The organism is Aeromonas salmonicida (assembly GCF_028355655.1).
GTDB classification, from domain to species: domain Bacteria; phylum Pseudomonadota; class Gammaproteobacteria; order Enterobacterales; family Aeromonadaceae; genus Aeromonas; species Aeromonas salmonicida.
Genome location: NZ_CP110645.1, coordinates 2,166,380 through 2,183,993, shown reverse-complemented (window position 1 = coordinate 2,183,993; position 17,614 = coordinate 2,166,380). Strand labels below are relative to the sequence as shown.

The window sequence follows — 17,614 nt, the reverse complement described above, 5'->3', positions numbered from 1 at the left end:
CCCCATCACGGGGCCGTTTTCAATGGGTTGCAACCGGTCGGATTTATTCGACTGTGGCTTCCACATCGGTGAAGTACTCGATCTTGGCGGCTTTGCGCAGCTCGTCAATCAGGGACTTGTAGCTCACCTGGGCCTTGCCTTGGCCAAGCTGGCCTTGCAGCAGGCTGACCATCTGGGACGGCTCCTTGGCTACCACCACCTTGTCCAGTGCGACCACCACGCGATCACCATTGGCTTCGGCGACCAGCTCGACACTCGGCTTGCCATCCTTCGGATGAGGCATGCGGAACACCTGGGCAACCAGGTTCTGATCCATGTCCTGAGCGAAGCGGGCAACCCCTTTATGGGTCTCCATCTTCAAGCCCAGCGCAGTCAGATCGGCCTGAATGTTCTCACCGGCCTTCAGCTTGTCCAGCAGGCCCTGCGCCTTGCCACGAGCCACTTCACTGGCCTTGTCATGCTTGATGGCCGCGATCACCTGCTCCTTGATCTCCGCCAGCGGTTTGGCCGCTTTCGGTTGATAACCTGTGATGTGCAGGACCAGCGCCTTGCCATCAGCCAGTTCGATCACATCCGAGTTGGTGTTGTCATCGCGCAGCTGTTCGGAGAACGCCACCGAGAGTACCTTGGGATCATTGAGGGGTGCCGGTGCATCCGCCTGACTGAAGAAGTCCACGGACTGCACCTTGAGGCCCATGGTATCGGCTGTCAGATCCAGCGAGTCCGGGTTCTCGAAGCTGCTGTCAGCCATTTTCTGCTGCTCGGCAAAGAATAGTTCCTTGGCCTTGTCAGCCTGCAGACGTCGGATGGTTTCACCCATGACATCCACAAACGGTTTGGTCTGAGCCGCTTCAACACCCAGCAACTTGATGACGTGGAAACCGAACGGGCTTTTCACCAGGTTGGAGAGATCCCCTGCCTTGTTCAGGGCAAAGGCGGCCTGCTCGAAGGCCGGATCCATCACCCCTTTCTCGAACCAGTCCAGCTCGCCGCCCTTCTTGGCAGAGAAAGTATCGGAGGAGTTGGCCTTGGCCAGCGCGGCAAAATCATCGCCGCCCTTGGCCTTGGTCAGGAGTTCGCCGGCCAGCTTCTCGGCCGCCTTCTCATCCTTGCCAAACGGGATCAGGATATGCGCTACATGACGACGCTCGGCACGCTGGAACAGGTCCTGGTGCTGATCGTAGTAATCCTTGGCATCCTGCTCGGTGACCTTGATATCTTTGCCGAGGTTGGCCGCATCCAGCAGCAGATAGTCGACCTTCACCTTCTCGTCGTTCATGAAACGCGCGCTGTTGGTCTTGTAGTACTGCTCCACTTCCTGATCGGAAACCTGGACATCGCCCAGATAAGCGGCGGCAGCAAGACGCACCAGACGCAGATCACGGGTCTGGTTGTAGAGCTTGTCGAGTTGCTCCGCTTCACCCTTGAGCGCAAATTCGGTGCCGAGCAGGGCGCCCATCAGCTGCTGACGCACCATGTCCTGGCGCAGTGAGTCACGGAACATCTCCGGTGTCATGCCGGCACGACGAATGAGCTGCAGGTAGCGGTCATTGTTGAATTTGCCATCTTCGGCAAACTCCGGCATGGCGATGATGGCCTGTTTGATCTGCTCGTCACTGACCCGCAGACCCAGTTCACGGGCCTTGCTGTCGAACAGGGCCTGATCAATCAGCCTGTCCAGCACACCGCGGCGGAACTGCTTCATGTAGTCAGGGTTGGCGGCCAACTGGCTGAAAGATTCCCCCATTTGGGATTCCATGCGGACCCGCTCGTTGCGATAGGCATTTTCCAGCGCAGCGGAGCTGATGTCATTGCCGTTGACGGTAGCGGGGGCGGTACGTGCCGGGCCATTGAGGTAACTGCCTACACCGGCCAAGGCAAAGGAGAGGATGATCAGGCCCAAGATAACCTTGGCTACCTTGCCCTGCGCCCCTTCGCGTAGTTTATCCAACATCATGTTTGTACTTATGCTCCCGAACTCGATGGGCGTAAATAATGAAAAGGCGCACCGATTGCGATGCGCCTTGGTCAATCAGTATGAGGGAGAGCCCTCTCACTTGTCTGGTCTGTGACCAAGGACGGTGGCCGATGTAATATCAGCGCCCGGCTTAGTTGACAGCGTCTTTCAGGGCCTTGCCGGCTTTGAAAGCAGGAACTTTACCAGCTGCGATTTCGATGGTCGCGCCAGTTTGCGGGTTACGACCAGAACGGGCAGCACGCTCGCGCACGGCGAAAGTACCGAAACCCACCAGAGCAACCTGGTCACCCTCTTTCAGGGCTTCACCCACGGCATCAATGAAAGCGTCCAGCGCACGGCCAGCAGCGGCTTTGGAGATATCAGCACCGTCTGCAATCTTGTCAATCAGTTGAGATTTATTCACTCTTATATTCCCCTTTTATCGAACATCGCTGCGGCGCTGATTTCCCTGGCCACAACAAGTGGAGGTTTTATAGCAAGCCTCCTGATCAGTTGCAAGTGACAATCTAGCGCAAACCCGCGCCACATCACGCATTGCGACTCATCATGAGTACCCGATCGGTGGTCAAGGCTACTTCCGTTACCCGGCGCATGCAAGCCTTAACCACCCCCCGAATGCGCCAAATTTGCGGCGCATCAACATTTACACGACAGAAACGCGCTCAAACCCTTGCGGATTGTCCTGCAACGCCAGTTCCAGCACTTCATCAATCCAGCGAACCGGATAGATTTCAAGGTCTTGTTTGACGTTGTCCGGGATCTCTTCGAGGTCTCGTTCGTTTTCTTTCGGGATAAGCACACGCTTGATGCCACCACGATGAGCCGCCAGCAGCTTCTCTTTGAGACCGCCGATAGGCAGCACTTCGCCGCGCAAGGTGATTTCCCCCGTCATGGCCACATCAGCACGAACCGGATTACCGGTCAAGCTGGAGACTAGCGCGGTACACATGGCGATACCGGCACTCGGACCGTCTTTCGGGGTCGCCCCTTCCGGCACGTGCACATGGATATCGCGCTTCTCGTAGAAGTCGGCATTGATGCGCAGCTTGTCGGCACGGGCCCGTACTACCGTCATGGCAGCCTGGATGGACTCCTGCATCACATCACCGAGTGAACCGGTGTAGGTGAGCTTGCCCTTGCCCGGCATGTTGGTGGTTTCGATGGTGAGCAGATCGCCGCCCACTTCGGTCCACGCCAAACCACAGACCTGACCAACCTGGTTCTGGTCGGTGGCCTTGCCGTAGTCGAAACGCTGCACCCCGAGGAACTCCTTGAGGTTGGCCTGATTGACCTGAACATGCTTGATGCTCTTGTCCAGCAGGATGCGCTTGACCGCCTTGCGACAAATCTTGGAGATCTCCCGCTCCAGATTCCGCACCCCCGCCTCGCGGGTGTAGTAGCGGATCACACCGACCAGGGCAGAATCTTCGATGGTGATCTCGGACTCTTTCAGGCCGTTGCGCTGGATCTGCTTGGAGACCAGATGCTGCTTGGCAATATTGAGCTTCTCATCTTCGGTATAACCGGAGAGGCGGATCACTTCCATCCGGTCCAACAGCGGACCCGGGATGTTCATGGAGTTGGAGGTGGCCACGAACATGACGTCCGACAGGTCATAATCCACTTCCAGATAGTGATCGTTGAAGCTGTTGTTCTGCTCCGGATCCAGCACTTCCAGCAAGGCAGAAGCGGGATCGCCACGCATGTCCGAGCTCATCTTGTCGATTTCATCGAGCAGGAACAGCGGGTTTTTCACCCCCACCTTCGCCATCTTCTGGATGAGCTTGCCGGGCATGGAACCGATATAGGTACGACGGTGACCACGGATTTCTGCTTCGTCACGCACGCCACCCAGGGCCATGCGCACATACTTGCGACCGGTCGCCTTGGCGATGGACTGACCCAACGAGGTCTTGCCCACACCGGGAGGACCAACCAGACAGAGGATCGGACCTTTAAGCTTGTTCACCCGCGCCTGTACCGCCAGATACTCGAGGATGCGCTCCTTGACCTTCTCCAGACCAAAGTGATCCGAATCCAGCACCTCCTGCGCCTTGCCAAGGTCTTTCTTGACCTTGGAGCGCGCCTTCCAAGGCACCTGCACCATCCAGTCCACATAGCTGCGCACGACTGTGGCTTCGGCAGACATGGGAGACATCATCTTCAGCTTGGCGAGCTCGGCATGGGCCTTTTCACGGGCATCTTCCGGCATGCCTGCCTCTTCAATCTTGCGATTGAGGGCTTCAAATTCATCCGGGCTGTCTTCCAGCTCACCCAGCTCTTTCTGGATGGCCTTCATCTGCTCGTTGAGATAGTACTCCCGCTGGCTCTTCTCCATCTGCTTCTTGACCCGGGTACGGATGCGTTTCTCGACCTGCAGCAGGTCAATCTCCGACTCCATCATGGCCATCAGAAACTCGATGCGCTCGGACACAGAGGCGATTTCCAGCACCTTCTGCTTGTCTTCGAGCTTGAGCGGCATGTGCGCGGCCATGGTATCGGCCAAGCGAGCAGCATCATCGATCGCCGAAATCGAGGTCAATACCTCGGGCGGGATCTTCTTATTGAGCTTGATATAGCCTTCAAACTGACCGATGGCGGAGCGCACCAGCACGTCCTGGTCCTTCTCCTCGATGGCGGTGGAAGCGATGTACTGCGCCTCACCGACGAAGAAGTCCTTGTCATCGATTATCCGCTCAAGACGGGCACGCTGGCCCCCTTCCACCAGCACCTTGACGGTGCCATCCGGCAGCTTGAGCATCTGTAGAATGTTGGCAACTGTCCCGACGGAGAAAATTTCCTCCACCGTCGGCTCATCGGTTGACGCGTCCTTCTGAGCCACCAGCAGAACTTTTTTGTCCTGCTCCATGGCCGCTTCCAGACAGCGAATGGATTTTTCCCGCCCCACAAAGAGTGGAATGACCATGTGGGGGTAAACCACCACGTCACGAAGAGGCAGGACGGGAATCTCGATGCGTTCTGAACGCTCTAGGTTCATATATGTCCTCTCGGCTTGTTATACCGTTGGCAAAGCGCTTGGCTGAGTATATGGGGGCGCAGAGATGAGATTCAATCGCCGAATCGGTAAAAAGCATGAAAGGGGCAAAAAGCCCCTTTCATTTGATTAAAAATCAGACTGTTACTCTGATACAGCAGCCTGGGTCTCGGGATTTTCGTAGATCATCAAGGGCGCGGAGTCCCCTTTGATCACCGTCTCGTCGATCACCACCTTGCTGACACCCTCCAGGGATGGCAGGTCATACATGGTATCGAGCAACACGGCTTCGACTATGGATCTCAGACCACGGGCACCGGTTTTCCGCTCCATCGCCTTGTGCGCAATGGCGTTCAAGGCGTCGTCACGGAACTCCAGCTCCACCCCTTCAAGATCGAACAAGGCGGCATATTGCTTGGTCAGCGCATTTTTCGGCTCTTTCAGGATCTGGATGAGGGCAGCCTCGTCCAGCTCGGTCAAGGTCGCGACCACAGGCAAACGGCCGATGAACTCGGGGATGAGACCATATTTGATCAGATCTTCCGGCTCCACCTTGGCAAAGTTCTCGCTCAAGGTCGCTCTGGCATTCTTGGATTTGACGTCAGCGCCAAAACCGATGCCGGTGCCCTTGACGGAGCGTTGCTCGATCACCTTGTCCAGACCGGCAAAGGCGCCGCCACAGATGAAGAGGATCTTGGAGGTATCGACCTGCAAGAACTCCTGCTGCGGGTGCTTGCGACCACCTTGCGGCGGGACGGAAGCAATAGTGCCTTCGATCAGCTTGAGCAGGGCCTGCTGCACCCCTTCCCCGGACACGTCGCGGGTAATGGAGGGGTTGTCGGACTTGCGGGAGATCTTGTCGATCTCGTCGATGTAGACAATGCCACGCTGGGCCTTCTCTACGTCGTAGTCACACTTTTGCAGCAGCTTCTGGATGATGTTCTCCACGTCTTCACCCACATAACCGGCTTCGGTCAGTGTAGTGGCGTCGGCCATGGTGAACGGCACATCCAGCAGACGAGCAAGTGTTTCGGCCAGCAGCGTCTTGCCGCTACCGGTCGGGCCAATCAACAGAATGTTGGACTTGCCCAGCTCCACACCACCGGCTTCGCTGCTGTTACGCAGACGCTTGTAGTGGTTGTAGACGGCCACGGCCAACACCTTCTTGGCATATTCCTGCCCGATCACATAGTCATCCAGGTGAGCACGGATTTCATGAGGGGTCGGCAGCTCGCTACCATCGCGCTTGGGAGAGATCTCGCGGATCTCTTCGCGGATGATGTCGTTGCACAGCTCAACACACTCATCACATATGTAGACGGAAGGGCCAGCGATCAGCTTGCGCACTTCATGCTGGCTTTTGCCGCAAAAAGAGCAGTAGAGCAGCTTATCACCCTCACCCTTGCGTTTTTCTGTCATTCAGCAACCTCGTTTTATCAATAGAGGATGGGTCGTCCCGTTGAGTTTACAACAGTCCGCGACACCCTGCTCAAGCACGCTAGTTCAGGACACAGTCACTCAGGCCATGTCCAGGACGATACCGGAGCTCAGCCGCGCTGGCTCAGGATACCGTCAACCAGGCCATAAGCCACGGCTTGATCGGCCGACATGAAGTTGTCACGGTCGGTATCACGCTCTATGGTGGCCATCTCCTGACCGGTATGGAAGGCCAGACGCTCGTTCAGGGTATTCTTGATTTTCAGGATCTCCTGGGCATGGATCTGGATGTCAGATGCCTGTCCCTGGAAACCGCCCAACGGCTGATGGATCATCACGCGGGCACTGGGCAGGCAGAAACGCTTGCCCTTGGCACCACCGGCCAGCAGGAAGGCACCCATGGAGCAAGCCTGCCCCATACAGACGGTACTCACATCCGGCTTGATGAACTGCATTGTGTCATAAATGGACATGCCGGCCGTGACGGCACCACCCGGAGAGTTGATGTAGATGCTGATGTCCTGATCCGGATTTTCGGACTCCAGAAACAGCAGCTGGGCTACAACCAGATTTGCCATATGATCTTCAACCTGACCAGTCAGGAAGATCACCCGCTCCTTCAACAGACGAGAATAAATGTCGTAAGAACGCTCCCCTTTTGCAGTCTGCTCTACCACCATGGGGATGAGCGCATTGCGTGGGGATTCAGTCACATCGTTATAGTTCTTGTACATAAGGCATTGTCCCTAAAATAAAATGGCCCGAGTGGAGATCACACGAGCCATTATACTTAACAGTCTTGACCTTAAGTCAAATGTTCTTAGGCAGCGGCACCGGACTTGTTGATCACTTCGTCAAAGGCAACTTCTTTCTCGGTCACTTGCGCTTTGGACAGGATCAGGTCGATGGCTTGATCTTCAACCGCCAGATTGCGCACGCCATTCAGCATTTGCTCATTCTTCTGGTAGTACTCGATCACTTCCTTCGGATCTTCGTAGGCAGTGGCCATGGACTCGATGATGCTGGTCACGCGGGCATCGTCAGCCTTGATCTCGTTGGTACGGATCACGTCGCCCAGCAGCAGACCTACACGGACGCGACGCTCGGCCTGAGCCTGGAACAGCTCAGCCGGCAGCTCAGGTGCGTTGCCGCCCTGGAAACCACCAAAACGCTGCAGAGCCTGTTGACGCAGGGTATCGATCTCCTGAGCAACGGCAGCCTTCGGCAGATCGATCTGGTTGGCTTCAACCAGACCGTTCAGAACCTGCTCTTTCACGCTGTTTTTCAGGGCTTGAGCCAGTTCGCGCTCCATGTTCTTGCGCACTTCGGCTTTCAGCTCTTCAACGTTGCCGCTCTCGATACCGAAACGCTTGACGAACTCTTCAGTCAGCTCAGGCAGGATCTGCTCTTCAACCTTGATCAGCTTGGAAGCGAACTTGGCCGCTTTGCCTTTCAGGTTTTCAGCGTGGTAGTCAGCCGGGAAAGTCACTTCGATAGTGAACTCGTCGCCCGCTTTCTTGCCCATGATGGCGTCTTCGAAGCCAGGGATCATGCGACCGGCACCCAGTACCAGGTTGAAGCCTTCGGCTTTGCCGCCGTCGAACTCTTCACCGTCGATGGAACCGATGAAGTCCATGGTCACACGCATGCCATCGGCAGCGGCGGCATCGACATCAGCCCAGGTGGCGTGCTGCTTGCGCAGGGTGTCGATCATGTTGGCCAGATCTTCATCCTTGACGGTCGCAACCGGCTTCTCGACCTTGATGGTCTCCAGGCCAGCCACTTCAAACTCGGGGTAAACTTCAAAGGTCGCAGTGAATTCGAAATCCTGACCTTCCTGGATCTCTTTCGGATCCATGGTCGGGGCACCGGCCGGGCTCAGTTTGTTTTCGATGATGGCCTTGATGAAGTTGTTCTGCATCATTTCATCAGCAACACGAGCGTGAGCCATGGCGCCGAACATCTTCTTGATGATGGCAACCGGGGCCTTGCCAGGACGGAAACCGTCGATACGACGGGTTTTGGCCAGGCCGTTCAATTCTTTACGCACGGCAGCGTCAACGGTAGCAGCCGGTACAGTGATGGTAAGACGGCGTTCCAGACCCTGGGTTGTCTCTACAGAAACTTGCATTCTTTTACCTCGTTCAACTCAGCACTGTGTGCTGACCCTTATTGCCCCTGGGCAAAGCCCGGAGTCTTCCTGTTTATAAAGACAACGACTGTCTTTGTGATGAGAAAATATGACGCGACATTATAGCGGCGCACTTTGGTCGAGTCGAGCCACACATCCCCCAACGGGGGTGGCGATAGCACAATTCGCGCAAAACTGACCCTTATATGGGGAACTCCCGAGCAGACTTCAAGCGCACAACACGCAAGAATTTGCACTTGCTCACCTTTTTTCGCGCAAAGGCCTACTTTTTCACCTCATTTCCTGCCAAAAAGGCAGCCTGTTCAGGGGTTGCGACCCAAATTGTCCACCCTGTCACATCAACCATTGCGTCCATGGCCGCTGCTCGCTATGGTGACAGCCAAATTTATGAGTCTGGAGTGACCAACATGGCCTTTTTCCGCTTCTTGTTTAACCTGCTCTGGTTTGTACTGGGGGGCGTCTTCATGGGGCTGGCCTGGTGGCTGGCCGGGCTGCTCTGCTTTGTCTCGCTGATCGGGATCCCCTGGGGTCGCGCCTGCTTCGTCATCGGCACCTTTACCTTCTTCCCGTTTGGCAAGCAGGCGGTGAGCCGCAAGAGCATGACTGGGCAAAGCGACATCGGCACCGGTACTCTGGGGCTGATTGGCAACATTCTCTGGTTCCTGGTGATCGGGATCTGGCTGGCCATCGGCCACATCGCCTCGGCGCTGGCCTGCTTTGTGACCATCATAGGCATTCCGTTTGGCATCCAGCACCTCAAGCTGGCGCTAATTGCCCTGGCCCCCATAGGGCAGATGGTGGTGACCAACCACGAAGCCGAATCCGGTCGCTACATTCGCTGAGCACCACGCAAAATTGCACGGGCAAGCTGCCTGCGCAGCAAAAAAAGGGCAGACTAGGGTCTGCCCTTTTTCATTGCCACTGCCCGAGGCCCTCCATGCTTCCCAGCCATTTTTTTGCCAATCTCGCCCGCATGAAACTCATTTACCGCTGGCCGCTGATGCGCAACATACAACCTGAAAACATCGCCGAGCACAGTCTGCAGGTGGCCATGGTGGCCCACGCCCTGGGGCTTATCCAGAATCGTCTTTTTGGTGGTCAGGTCGATGCGGATCGCGCCGCCGTGATGGCGCTCTACCACGACAGCAGCGAGGTGCTGACCGGCGATCTGCCCACACCGGTCAAGTATTTCAATCCCGAAATTGCGAGGGAGTACAAGAAGATAGAGCTAGCCGCCGAGCAGCGCCTGCTGGGGATGCTACCCGCCGAACTGGTGGAGGATTTTCGCCCTCTGCTGGACTCGGGAGCCCAGGACGCCGGGCTGGTTCGTCTGGTGAAAGACGCCGATACCCTCTGCGCCTACACCAAGTGTCTGGAGGAGATAAACGCCGGCAACCGGGAATTCGAACCAGCCAGGAAACGCCTCGAAGCCATGCTGGAAGCGCGCATGAGTCCGCAGATGCATTACTTCATCGATGTCTTCGTGGCCAGCTTCTCCCTGCCGCTCGATGAGCTGAACGCCCACTAAGCCAGCCAAACCACCTGAAAACAGAAGGGCCCGCCGGTTTGCACCGGCGGGCCCTTCGTTATTGATCGGCAGATCAGATACCGCGCATCAGTGCCCCAACTCCCGCGATGGCACCAGTCCGCTCGCCCGCCAGGCAGGATAGAGGGTCGCCAACAGGCTCATCAGTATGGCTGCGCCAGTCACGATGGCCAGATCCTGCATGTGCAATTCGGTCGGCAGGAAGTCGATGAAGTAGATGTCAGGGTTGAGGAAGCGATGGCCTATCACCCCTTCGATAAAGCCCAGGATCTGGGTCAGCTTGCTGGAGAGCAGGCCACCGAGCAGGGCCCCGAGCAAAGCACCGAGCACCCCGTTAACCATGCCCTGAATGACGAAGGTAAGCCGGATCTGGCCGGGGCTCGCTCCCATGGTCTTCAAGATGGCAATCTCGCTGCGCTTCTCGTTCACCGCCATCACCAGGGTGGAGACGATGTTGAAGCAGGCCACTGCCACCACCATCAGCATCACCACATACATGACGGTACGCACCATCTGTATGTCCTGATAGAGGTAGCCCTGCCGGCTCATCCAGCTGCTGATGTAGACGTAATGCGGAAATTTCTGGGCAGCCGCGACAGTGATGGATTGCGCCTTGAGCACATCACTGACCTTGAGGCTGAATCCTTCCACCGTATTGCCCATGCCGGTCATGGTCTGGGCATCGGCCAGGTGCATGAAGCCGAGCATGCCATCGAGCTGACCGCCGATCTCAAGCAGGCCCACTACCTTGAGGGATTCCCGCTTCGGGTTCTTGATGCCAGCGGCATCCCCCCCTTGCGGCAGCAAGAGAGCGACCGAGTCACCTATCTTGACCCCCAGCTTGTCGGCGATGGTCTTGCCGAGAATCAGCCCATGTTCGCCCACCTGCAGTTCACGCAGACCACGGCCTGTCATGTATTTGCCCGCATCCGACAGATTCGCTTCGAGCTCCGGCAACACGGCACGCACCTGCAAGCCCTTGAGGGCATTGCCATGCTCAAGCAACCCATTGAGGGTGATCACAGGCGCGGCAGCTTCCACTCCTGGCTGGGCCAGCAGGTAATCCCGCAACTTGGGCCAGTCAGGCAGCGGCGCCTCCATCCCCATCAGCTCACCGTGAGGCACCACTGAGAGCACCCTGTCTTTGAGCTCCCGCTCGAACCCGTTCATGGCAGAGAGACCCAGAATGAGGGCCATCACTCCGAGGGCGATGCCGATGAGGGACGAGGCGGAAATAAACGCGATGAAGCCGTTGCGACGACGGGAGCGGCTGTAACGCAGGCCCAGAAAGAGGGGCAGCGGTTTGAACATCAGGCGACCTCCGCCATGATGCCGCTCACCAGGGTGACCCGCCGATGGAGCTTGGCGGCCAGACTCAGGTCATGGGTGACTACCACAAAGGCAGTGCCCAGCTCACGATTGAGCTCACAGAGCAGCTCGTAAACAGCAGTGGCGCTGGCGTGATCCAGGTTGCCGGTGGGCTCGTCCGCCAGTACCAGGCTGGGCTCGTTGACCAGGGCGCGGGCAATGGCCACCCGCTGGCGTTCGCCACCGGACAGCTCGGATGGCCTGTGGTTGAGGCGATGGGAAAGCCCCACCCGACCCAGCATGCGAGTCGCCTTGTCGGTGGCGACGGCCACCGACTCACCGGCGATGAGCAGCGGCATGGCGGTGTTTTCCAGCGCGGTAAACTCGGCGAGCAGGTGGTGGAACTGATAGACAAATCCCAGCTCCTGGTTGCGGAACCTCGCCTGGGTACGGCTATCCCAGTGGTGGATATCCTGCCCCTTGAACAGCACGGCGCCGCTTGACGGGTTGTCGAGCGCCCCCATCAGATGCAGCAAGGTGGTCTTGCCCGATCCCGAGCTGCCCACCACCGCCAGCATCTCGCCGGGGGCGACACTCAGATCAATCCCCTTGAGGACCTGGGTCTCCAGCTCACCCTCTTGATAAACATGATTCAGGGCCTGACAACGCAGCAGAGGTTCACTGGACAAGGGTTCATTCATAAAGGGAGCTCCACTTACGCCGGTAATCTCACCGGAGGTAACAACAGAAGATGAGTTATTCATAACGCAGCGCCTCGGCCGGTTTCACCCGGGCCGCACGGGCCGCAGGGTAGAGGGTGGCACTGAAGCTGAGCAGCACCGCGCCCAGCAAGATGGTAATGACCTGGGTTGGCTCCACTATCACGGGCAGACCGCTGCCGCCCGCCGTCATATAGAGGTTGAGCCCCACCGCATCGAGCACGGGGTTGAGTCCGAGCGAGAGTGCGAGCCCGGTCAGGCCGCCAAGCAGGGCACCAATCACACCGCTGGAAGCGCCGAGCACCATGAATATCTTGACGATACCCGACTCGTTCATGCCCATGGTGCGCAGTATGGCAACCTCTCCCTCCTTGTCGGTGACCACCATCACCAGGGCGGAGAGGATGTTGAAGGTGGCGACCGCGATGATCAGCACCAGCATCAGCCCCATCATGCGCTTCTCCATGGCGACCGCCTGGAACAGCTCACCGCGCTCTCGGCGCCAGTCCTGCCATTCCAGCCCGTCCGGCAATGCCGTCTTTATCACCTGATCGGCGGCGAAGGGATCGTCCAGCCAGAGCCGAATGCCGCCGACGGTTTCTGTCGGCAGACGCAGCAGTCGCTGGGCATCCCCCAACGCAACCAGAGCAACCTGGCTATCCACGTCAGCGCCGACCCCGAAGATGCCGGAAACGGTAAACAGGCGCTGGGCAGGGACCCGACCAAAGGGCGTGAAACGGGTGCCCTCGGTCAGAAGCAGACGAACCTGATCCCCCATGGAGACCTTGAGACGGCTTGCCACCCCCTGCCCCAGCACTATGTGGTATTCACCCTGCTGCAGGCTGTCGAGGCGACCCATCTGCATCTGGGCGTGCAGTATGTCATCCTTTGGCCACTGGGCCGGGTCTATCCCCTGTACGCTGACACCGATGAGCTGACCCGGGCTCTGCAACATCCCTTCGCTATCGAGCATGGGGGCGCTGGCAATCACATGGGGCAGCTTGGCAAGGTCGGGCAAACCGTCGGGATGGGCATCGATGCGGCCAGTCTGGTTGGTCACCACCACATGGGGGATCACGCCCAGGATCCGGCCCTTGAGCTGCCCTTCGAAGCCGTTCATCACGGATATGACCACCATCAGGGCCGCGACCCCGATGGCGATACCAAAGGTGGAGAACAGGGAGATGAATGAAACGAAGCGATTACTGCGTCGTGAGCCTGCGTAGCGAAGGCCAATGGCCAGCGACAGCGGCTGAAAAAGTCCAGTCTTCAAGGAGTTCTACGTTGCCAACAAAATAAGATACCGGATAATAAAGGGAAACCGTCTATGACAACAAGGGATAGCCTCCATGCAGGAACAGTTCTTCAGCGTCACCCATGCCACCCCGGTCAATGTGATCCCCATGCCCGGTGACTTTCATCTGCCGACGCTGGAGGCACTGGAGGCCGAACTGCCCGAGCCCTTTCGCATCGCCTCCTCCATTACCTCCATCGACATGGTGACCAGTCGCCTGATGCGAAACCAGAATGAATCGATGCACGATCTGGTGGAAATCGTCAACCAGCAGTCGCGCAAGATCGACATGATCATGGGTTATGTGCTGTCGGTGCAGGATCACCCCGAGCATCGCTTCCACACCCTGCGCTTTGGCGCAGGCCAGCTTACCTACCTGCATCCGCACCAGGGCCATGGCGAGCCACCGCCCCTGCACCAGATAGTGCGACTCAAGATCTTCCTGCGGGAAGAGGCCTCCGCCATCTACTGCTATGCCGAGGTCAAGCAGCTGGATCCGAGCGAACATGGCACCCAGGTGGGGCTCGATTATGCCCGGATCCGTGAGGATGACCGCGAACTGCTGGTCCGTGCCAGCCTGCATGTCCAATCCAAGCAACTCAAATTGCGTGCTCAAGACCGTCAACGTTAAAAGAATCGAATGATGCCAATGAAGCTTCCCGCCTTGCCCGCCAAGGCGGGCCAAAAGTTAACGCTCGGCCAGTTGACCGGCAGCAGCCTTTCACTGGTTGCCGCCCGCCTTACCACCCAAGCGAACCGTCCGGTCCTGCTGGTGACCGCCGATACCCCGAGTGCCCTGCGCCTCGAGCAGGAATTGCAGTTCCTGCTGGCCGATCAAGGTTGCCCTGTGCTGATGTTCCCGGATTGGGAAACCCTGCCCTACGACACCTTTTCCCCCCATCAGGACATCATCTCCCAGCGACTGGAGACCCTCTACAAACTGCCGCAGATGAGCGCCGGCGTGCTGATCGTGCCCATCTCGACTTTGATGCTGCGCTGCGCTCCTCAGGTCTACCTCGACAAGTACAGCCTGATGGTGAAGGCCGGTCAGCGCCTCAACCTGCAACAGTTGCGAGGACGTCTGGCCGAGGCAGGCTATGTGGCGGTGGATCAGGTGCTGGAGCACGGCGAGTTTGCCGCCCGCGGCTCACTGCTCGATCTCTTTCCCATGGGCAGCAACAGCCCCTATCGCATCGACTTTTTCGATGACGAGGTGGACTCCATCCGTCCGTTCGATCCCGAGACCCAACGTTCCAGCGAACCGGTCAAGACGGTCAGCCTGTTGCCCGCCCGGGAATTCCCCACCGACGAGGCCGCCATCGAGCTGTTCCGTGGGCAATTTCGCGAACAGTTCGAACTGTCGCGCGCGGAAGGCTCCGTCTATCAGGAAGTGAGCAAGGGGCGCTGGCCCGCCGGCATCGAATACTACCTGCCGCTCTTCTTCCATCAGACCGCCAGCCTGTTCGACTACCTGCCGGACAACACCCTGCTGCTCACAGTGGGGGATATCTATCCCGCGGCCCAGCGTTTCTGGAACGACATAAGCCAGCGCTATGAGGACAGACGCTGGGACAACACCCGCCCCTTGTTACCACCCCAGCAGATCTACCTGCCGGTGGAGCAATTGTTCGCCGCCCTCGGTCACTATGGCGCAGTGCGGCTGCAGGAAGCCGCCACCGACGGCGGCGCCGGCCAGCATGATCTCCCCATAGCCGCGCTGCCGGAGCTGCAACTGGATCACAGCAAAGAGCAGCCCATGCTGGCGCTGAACCAGTTTCTGGACAGCTTCACGGGTCGCACCCTGTTCGTGGTGGAATCCGAAGGACGGCGGGAAGTGCTCGGCGATCTGCTGGCGCGCATATCCTTGCAACCCAAAGAGTTCCCCTCGCTGGATGCCTTCATGGCGGGCAAGGCGCGCCACGGTCTGCTGGTTGCACCGCTGGAGCGGGGTTTTCTGCTACAAGAGGCCGGGCATGATGAGCTCGCCCTTATCACGGAGACAGAGCTGCTGGGCGGTAAAGTCCGCAGCAAGCGAGCCCGGGAAAAGAGCAAGAACTTAAGCTCGGATGCGGTGATCCGAAACCTCGGCGAGTTGACCCAGGGCCAGCCGGTGGTTCATCTGGATCACGGCGTCGGCCGTTATCTGGGGCTCGAAACCATCGATGCCGGTGGCCTGCCCACCGAGTTCCTGACCCTCGAGTATGCCGGTGGCGACAAGCTGTTCGTGCCGGTCACCAACCTGCACCTCATCAGCCGCTACACAGGCTCTGACAACCCGCCCAGCCACAAACTCGGCGGCGAGGCCTGGGTCAAGGCGCGGCGCAAGGCGGCAGAGAAGGTGCGCGACGTGGCAGCCGAGCTGCTGGATGTCTATGCCCTGCGGGCGGCGCGCCACGGTTTTGCCTTCCAGCACGACAGGGAGGCCTACCGCCAGTTCGCCGCCGGTTTCCCGTTCGAGGAGACAGAGGATCAGCTCAACGCCATCAATGCGGTACTGGGGGACATGTGTCAGGCCAAGAGCATGGACCGGCTGGTGTGCGGCGACGTGGGCTTTGGCAAGACCGAAGTGGCGATGCGAGCCGCCTTCGTGGCCGTTCACGGCGGCAAGCAGGTCGCCGTGCTGGTGCCCACCACTTTGCTGGCCCAGCAGCACTACGACAACTTCCGCGATCGCTTCGCCAACTGGCCGGTGCGGGTCGAGGTGCTGAGCCGCTTTCGTACCGCCAGGGAGCAGACCAGCGTGATGAAGGAACTGGCCGATGGCAAGGTCGACATCATCATAGGTACCCACAAGCTCTTGGGCTCAGATCTGACCTTCAAGGATTTGGGGCTGCTCATCGTCGATGAGGAGCACAGATTCGGGGTACGTCAGAAGGAGAAGATCAAGGCGCTGCGGGCCGACGTCGATATCCTTACCCTCACGGCGACGCCTATCCCGCGCACCCTCAACATGGCGATGGCCGGCATGCGGGATCTCTCCATCATCGCCACCCCGCCCGCCAAGCGGCTCGCCATCAAAACCTTTGTGCGCCAGCAGGATCCTGCGGTCACCCGCGAGGCGGTACTGCGTGAGCTCAAGCGCGGTGGTCAGGTCTACTACCTGCACAACGACGTGGAGAGCATCGAGAAATGCGCCAGCGATCTCGCCGAGCTGGTGCCGGAGGCCCGTATCGGCATCGCCCACGGCCAGATGCGCGAACGCGATCTTGAGCGAGTCATGTCGGACTTCTACCACCAGCGCTTCAACCTGCTGGTCTGCACCACCATCATAGAGACCGGCATAGACGTACCCAGCGCCAACACCATCATCATGGACCGAGCCGATCATCTGGGGCTGGCCCAGTTGCACCAGCTGCGGGGCCGGGTTGGCCGCTCCCACCACCAGGCATATGCCTACCTGCTCACCCCTCATCCCAAGTTGATGAGCAAGGATGCACTCAAGCGGCTCGAGGCCATCGCATCGCTCGAAGATCTCGGCGCCGGTTTTGCGCTGGCGACCCACGATCTGGAGATCCGGGGTGCAGGCGAGCTCTTGGGCGACGATCAGAGCGGCCAGATCGAATCGGTCGGTTTCACTCTCTACATGGAGATGCTGGAGCAGGCGGTCGAGGCGCTGAAAAATGGCAAGGAGCCATCGCTGGAGCAGCTGATGAGCCAGCACACAGAGGTCGAGCTGCGCCTGCCCGCCCTGTTGCCGGAGGAGTACATACCGGACGTCAACATGCGTCTGTCCATGTACAAGCGCATCGCCAGCGCGGCCGACGAGCAGGAGCTGCGCGAATTGAAGGTGGAGCTTATCGACCGCTTCGGCCTGCTGCCGGAGGCGACCAAGACGCTCATGGAGATTGCTGCCTTCCGCCAGCGCGCCACCGCCCTTGGCATTCGCCGGGTGGAGATGAGCGAGCGCGGCGGTTATCTGGACTTCACTCAGGAGACCCGCGTCAACCCTGGCTATCTGGTCAAGCTGCTCTCCGAGCAGCCACGCATCTACAAGATGGATGGACCCACCCGATTGCGCTTCCAGGTACCGACCCCGGACCGCGCCATGCGCCTGAAACTGGTGGACGGCCTGCTGGCGGATCTCGCCAACCACGCCAGCCACTGATGCGAGCAACGCATCTCGCCCAAACAAAACGGGAGCCATATCGGCTCCCGTTTTTTTATGCGCTCATCGCAGACACTGGA

Annotated in this window: 13 protein-coding genes; 4 read left to right on the top strand and 9 right to left on the bottom strand. The window is 58.7% G+C overall.

Features of this window, described 5'->3' with window-relative positions:
* Positions 1–43: 43 nt before the first annotated feature.
* The 6 genes from ppiD to tig all read right to left on the bottom strand — a co-directional run bounded on the left by ppiD (position 44) and on the right by tig (position 8,541).
* The gene (gene ppiD, locus ONZ54_RS10430) at positions 44–1,957 is read right to left on the bottom strand and encodes a peptidylprolyl isomerase (RefSeq protein WP_271788095.1); all 1,914 of its coding nucleotides are present in this window, start codon (positions 1,955–1,957) and stop codon (positions 44–46) included.
* Between the two features lie 151 nt (positions 1,958–2,108).
* On the bottom strand, positions 2,109–2,381 hold the full coding sequence (hupB, locus tag ONZ54_RS10425) for a nucleoid-associated protein HU-beta (protein WP_005315375.1): 273 nt from the start codon (positions 2,379–2,381) through the stop codon (positions 2,109–2,111).
* A 240-nt stretch (positions 2,382–2,621) separates the two neighbouring features.
* The gene (lon, locus tag ONZ54_RS10420; protein ID WP_021140372.1) at positions 2,622–4,976 is read right to left on the bottom strand and encodes an endopeptidase La; all 2,355 of its coding nucleotides are present in this window, start codon (positions 4,974–4,976) and stop codon (positions 2,622–2,624) included.
* Between the two features lie 141 nt (positions 4,977–5,117).
* Positions 5,118–6,392, bottom strand: a complete 1,275-nt coding sequence (gene clpX, locus ONZ54_RS10415; protein WP_017411865.1) for an ATP-dependent protease ATP-binding subunit ClpX — start codon at positions 6,390–6,392, stop codon at positions 5,118–5,120.
* A gap of 128 nt (positions 6,393–6,520) precedes the next feature.
* Positions 6,521–7,144 (bottom strand): ATP-dependent Clp endopeptidase proteolytic subunit ClpP, encoded by a 624-nt coding sequence (gene clpP, locus ONZ54_RS10410; protein WP_005315368.1) that lies wholly within the window; start codon positions 7,142–7,144, stop codon positions 6,521–6,523.
* A gap of 86 nt (positions 7,145–7,230) precedes the next feature.
* Positions 7,231–8,541, bottom strand: coding sequence for a trigger factor (gene tig / locus ONZ54_RS10405; RefSeq protein WP_005315366.1), 1,311 nt, complete (start codon positions 8,539–8,541; stop codon positions 7,231–7,233).
* Positions 8,542–8,969: 428 nt separating this feature from the next.
* On the opposite strand from tig, the gene ONZ54_RS10400 reads away from it, so the two are divergent.
* Together ONZ54_RS10400 and yfbR are read left to right on the top strand one after the other, a co-directional pair.
* Entirely contained in the window at positions 8,970–9,404 is a 435-nt protein-coding gene (locus ONZ54_RS10400; protein ID WP_011898663.1) for a YccF domain-containing protein, read from the top strand.
* 95 nt (positions 9,405–9,499) lie between these two features.
* On the top strand, positions 9,500–10,090 hold the full coding sequence (gene yfbR / locus ONZ54_RS10395) for a 5'-deoxynucleotidase (RefSeq protein WP_005315363.1): 591 nt from the start codon (positions 9,500–9,502) through the stop codon (positions 10,088–10,090).
* Between the two features lie 87 nt (positions 10,091–10,177).
* Here yfbR and lolE read toward each other — a convergent pair whose 3' ends face one another.
* From lolE to ONZ54_RS10380, 3 genes are read right to left on the bottom strand one after another with little or no spacing between them, the layout of a single operon-like run.
* A complete protein-coding gene (lolE, locus tag ONZ54_RS10390) occupies positions 10,178–11,419 on the bottom strand; it encodes a lipoprotein-releasing ABC transporter permease subunit LolE (RefSeq protein ID WP_059113284.1) in 1,242 nt (413 codons plus the stop codon).
* The gene (gene lolD / locus ONZ54_RS10385) at positions 11,419–12,117 is read right to left on the bottom strand and encodes a lipoprotein-releasing ABC transporter ATP-binding protein LolD (RefSeq protein ID WP_017411862.1); all 699 of its coding nucleotides are present in this window, start codon (positions 12,115–12,117) and stop codon (positions 11,419–11,421) included. Before lolD ends, lolE begins: the two co-directional genes overlap by 1 nt.
* Positions 12,118–12,172: 55 nt before the next feature.
* Positions 12,173–13,408 carry a lipoprotein-releasing ABC transporter permease subunit gene (locus tag ONZ54_RS10380; protein WP_271788094.1) on the bottom strand — a complete coding sequence of 412 codons (1,236 nt, stop codon included), beginning with the start codon at positions 13,406–13,408 and terminating at the stop codon, positions 12,173–12,175.
* Between the two features lie 76 nt (positions 13,409–13,484).
* Between ONZ54_RS10380 and ONZ54_RS10375 the strand changes: the two genes are divergently transcribed.
* Both ONZ54_RS10375 and mfd read left to right on the top strand, forming a co-directional pair.
* Complete coding sequence (locus tag ONZ54_RS10375) at positions 13,485–14,060, top strand: PilZ domain-containing protein (protein ID WP_005315356.1); 576 nt, start codon at positions 13,485–13,487, stop codon at positions 14,058–14,060.
* A 9-nt stretch (positions 14,061–14,069) separates the two neighbouring features.
* Entirely contained in the window at positions 14,070–17,534 is a 3,465-nt protein-coding gene (gene mfd / locus ONZ54_RS10370; protein WP_271788093.1) for a transcription-repair coupling factor, read from the top strand.
* Positions 17,535–17,614 lie beyond the last annotated feature (80 nt).

What these genes read in the sequence shown, in the direction of transcription:
- ppiD (WP_271788095.1), bottom strand. Translation starts at nt 1,957, where the DNA reads ATGATGTTGGATAAACTACGCGAAGGGGCGCAGGGCAAGGTAGCCAAG.
- lon (WP_021140372.1), bottom strand. Translation starts at nt 4,976, where the DNA reads ATGAACCTAGAGCGTTCAGAACGCATCGAGATTCCCGTCCTGCCTCTT.
- clpX (WP_017411865.1), bottom strand. Translation starts at nt 6,392, where the DNA reads ATGACAGAAAAACGCAAGGGTGAGGGTGATAAGCTGCTCTACTGCTCT.
- clpP (WP_005315368.1), bottom strand. Translation starts at nt 7,144, where the DNA reads ATGTACAAGAACTATAACGATGTGACTGAATCCCCACGCAATGCGCTC.
- tig (WP_005315366.1), bottom strand. Translation starts at nt 8,541, where the DNA reads ATGCAAGTTTCTGTAGAGACAACCCAGGGTCTGGAACGCCGTCTTACC.
- ONZ54_RS10400 (WP_011898663.1), top strand. Translation starts at nt 8,970, where the DNA reads ATGGCCTTTTTCCGCTTCTTGTTTAACCTGCTCTGGTTTGTACTGGGG.
- yfbR (WP_005315363.1), top strand. Translation starts at nt 9,500, where the DNA reads ATGCTTCCCAGCCATTTTTTTGCCAATCTCGCCCGCATGAAACTCATT.
- lolE (WP_059113284.1), bottom strand. Translation starts at nt 11,419, where the DNA reads ATGTTCAAACCGCTGCCCCTCTTTCTGGGCCTGCGTTACAGCCGCTCC.
- lolD (WP_017411862.1), bottom strand. Translation starts at nt 12,117, where the DNA reads ATGAATGAACCCTTGTCCAGTGAACCTCTGCTGCGTTGTCAGGCCCTG.
- ONZ54_RS10375 (WP_005315356.1), top strand. Translation starts at nt 13,485, where the DNA reads ATGCAGGAACAGTTCTTCAGCGTCACCCATGCCACCCCGGTCAATGTG.
- mfd (WP_271788093.1), top strand. Translation starts at nt 14,070, where the DNA reads ATGATGCCAATGAAGCTTCCCGCCTTGCCCGCCAAGGCGGGCCAAAAG.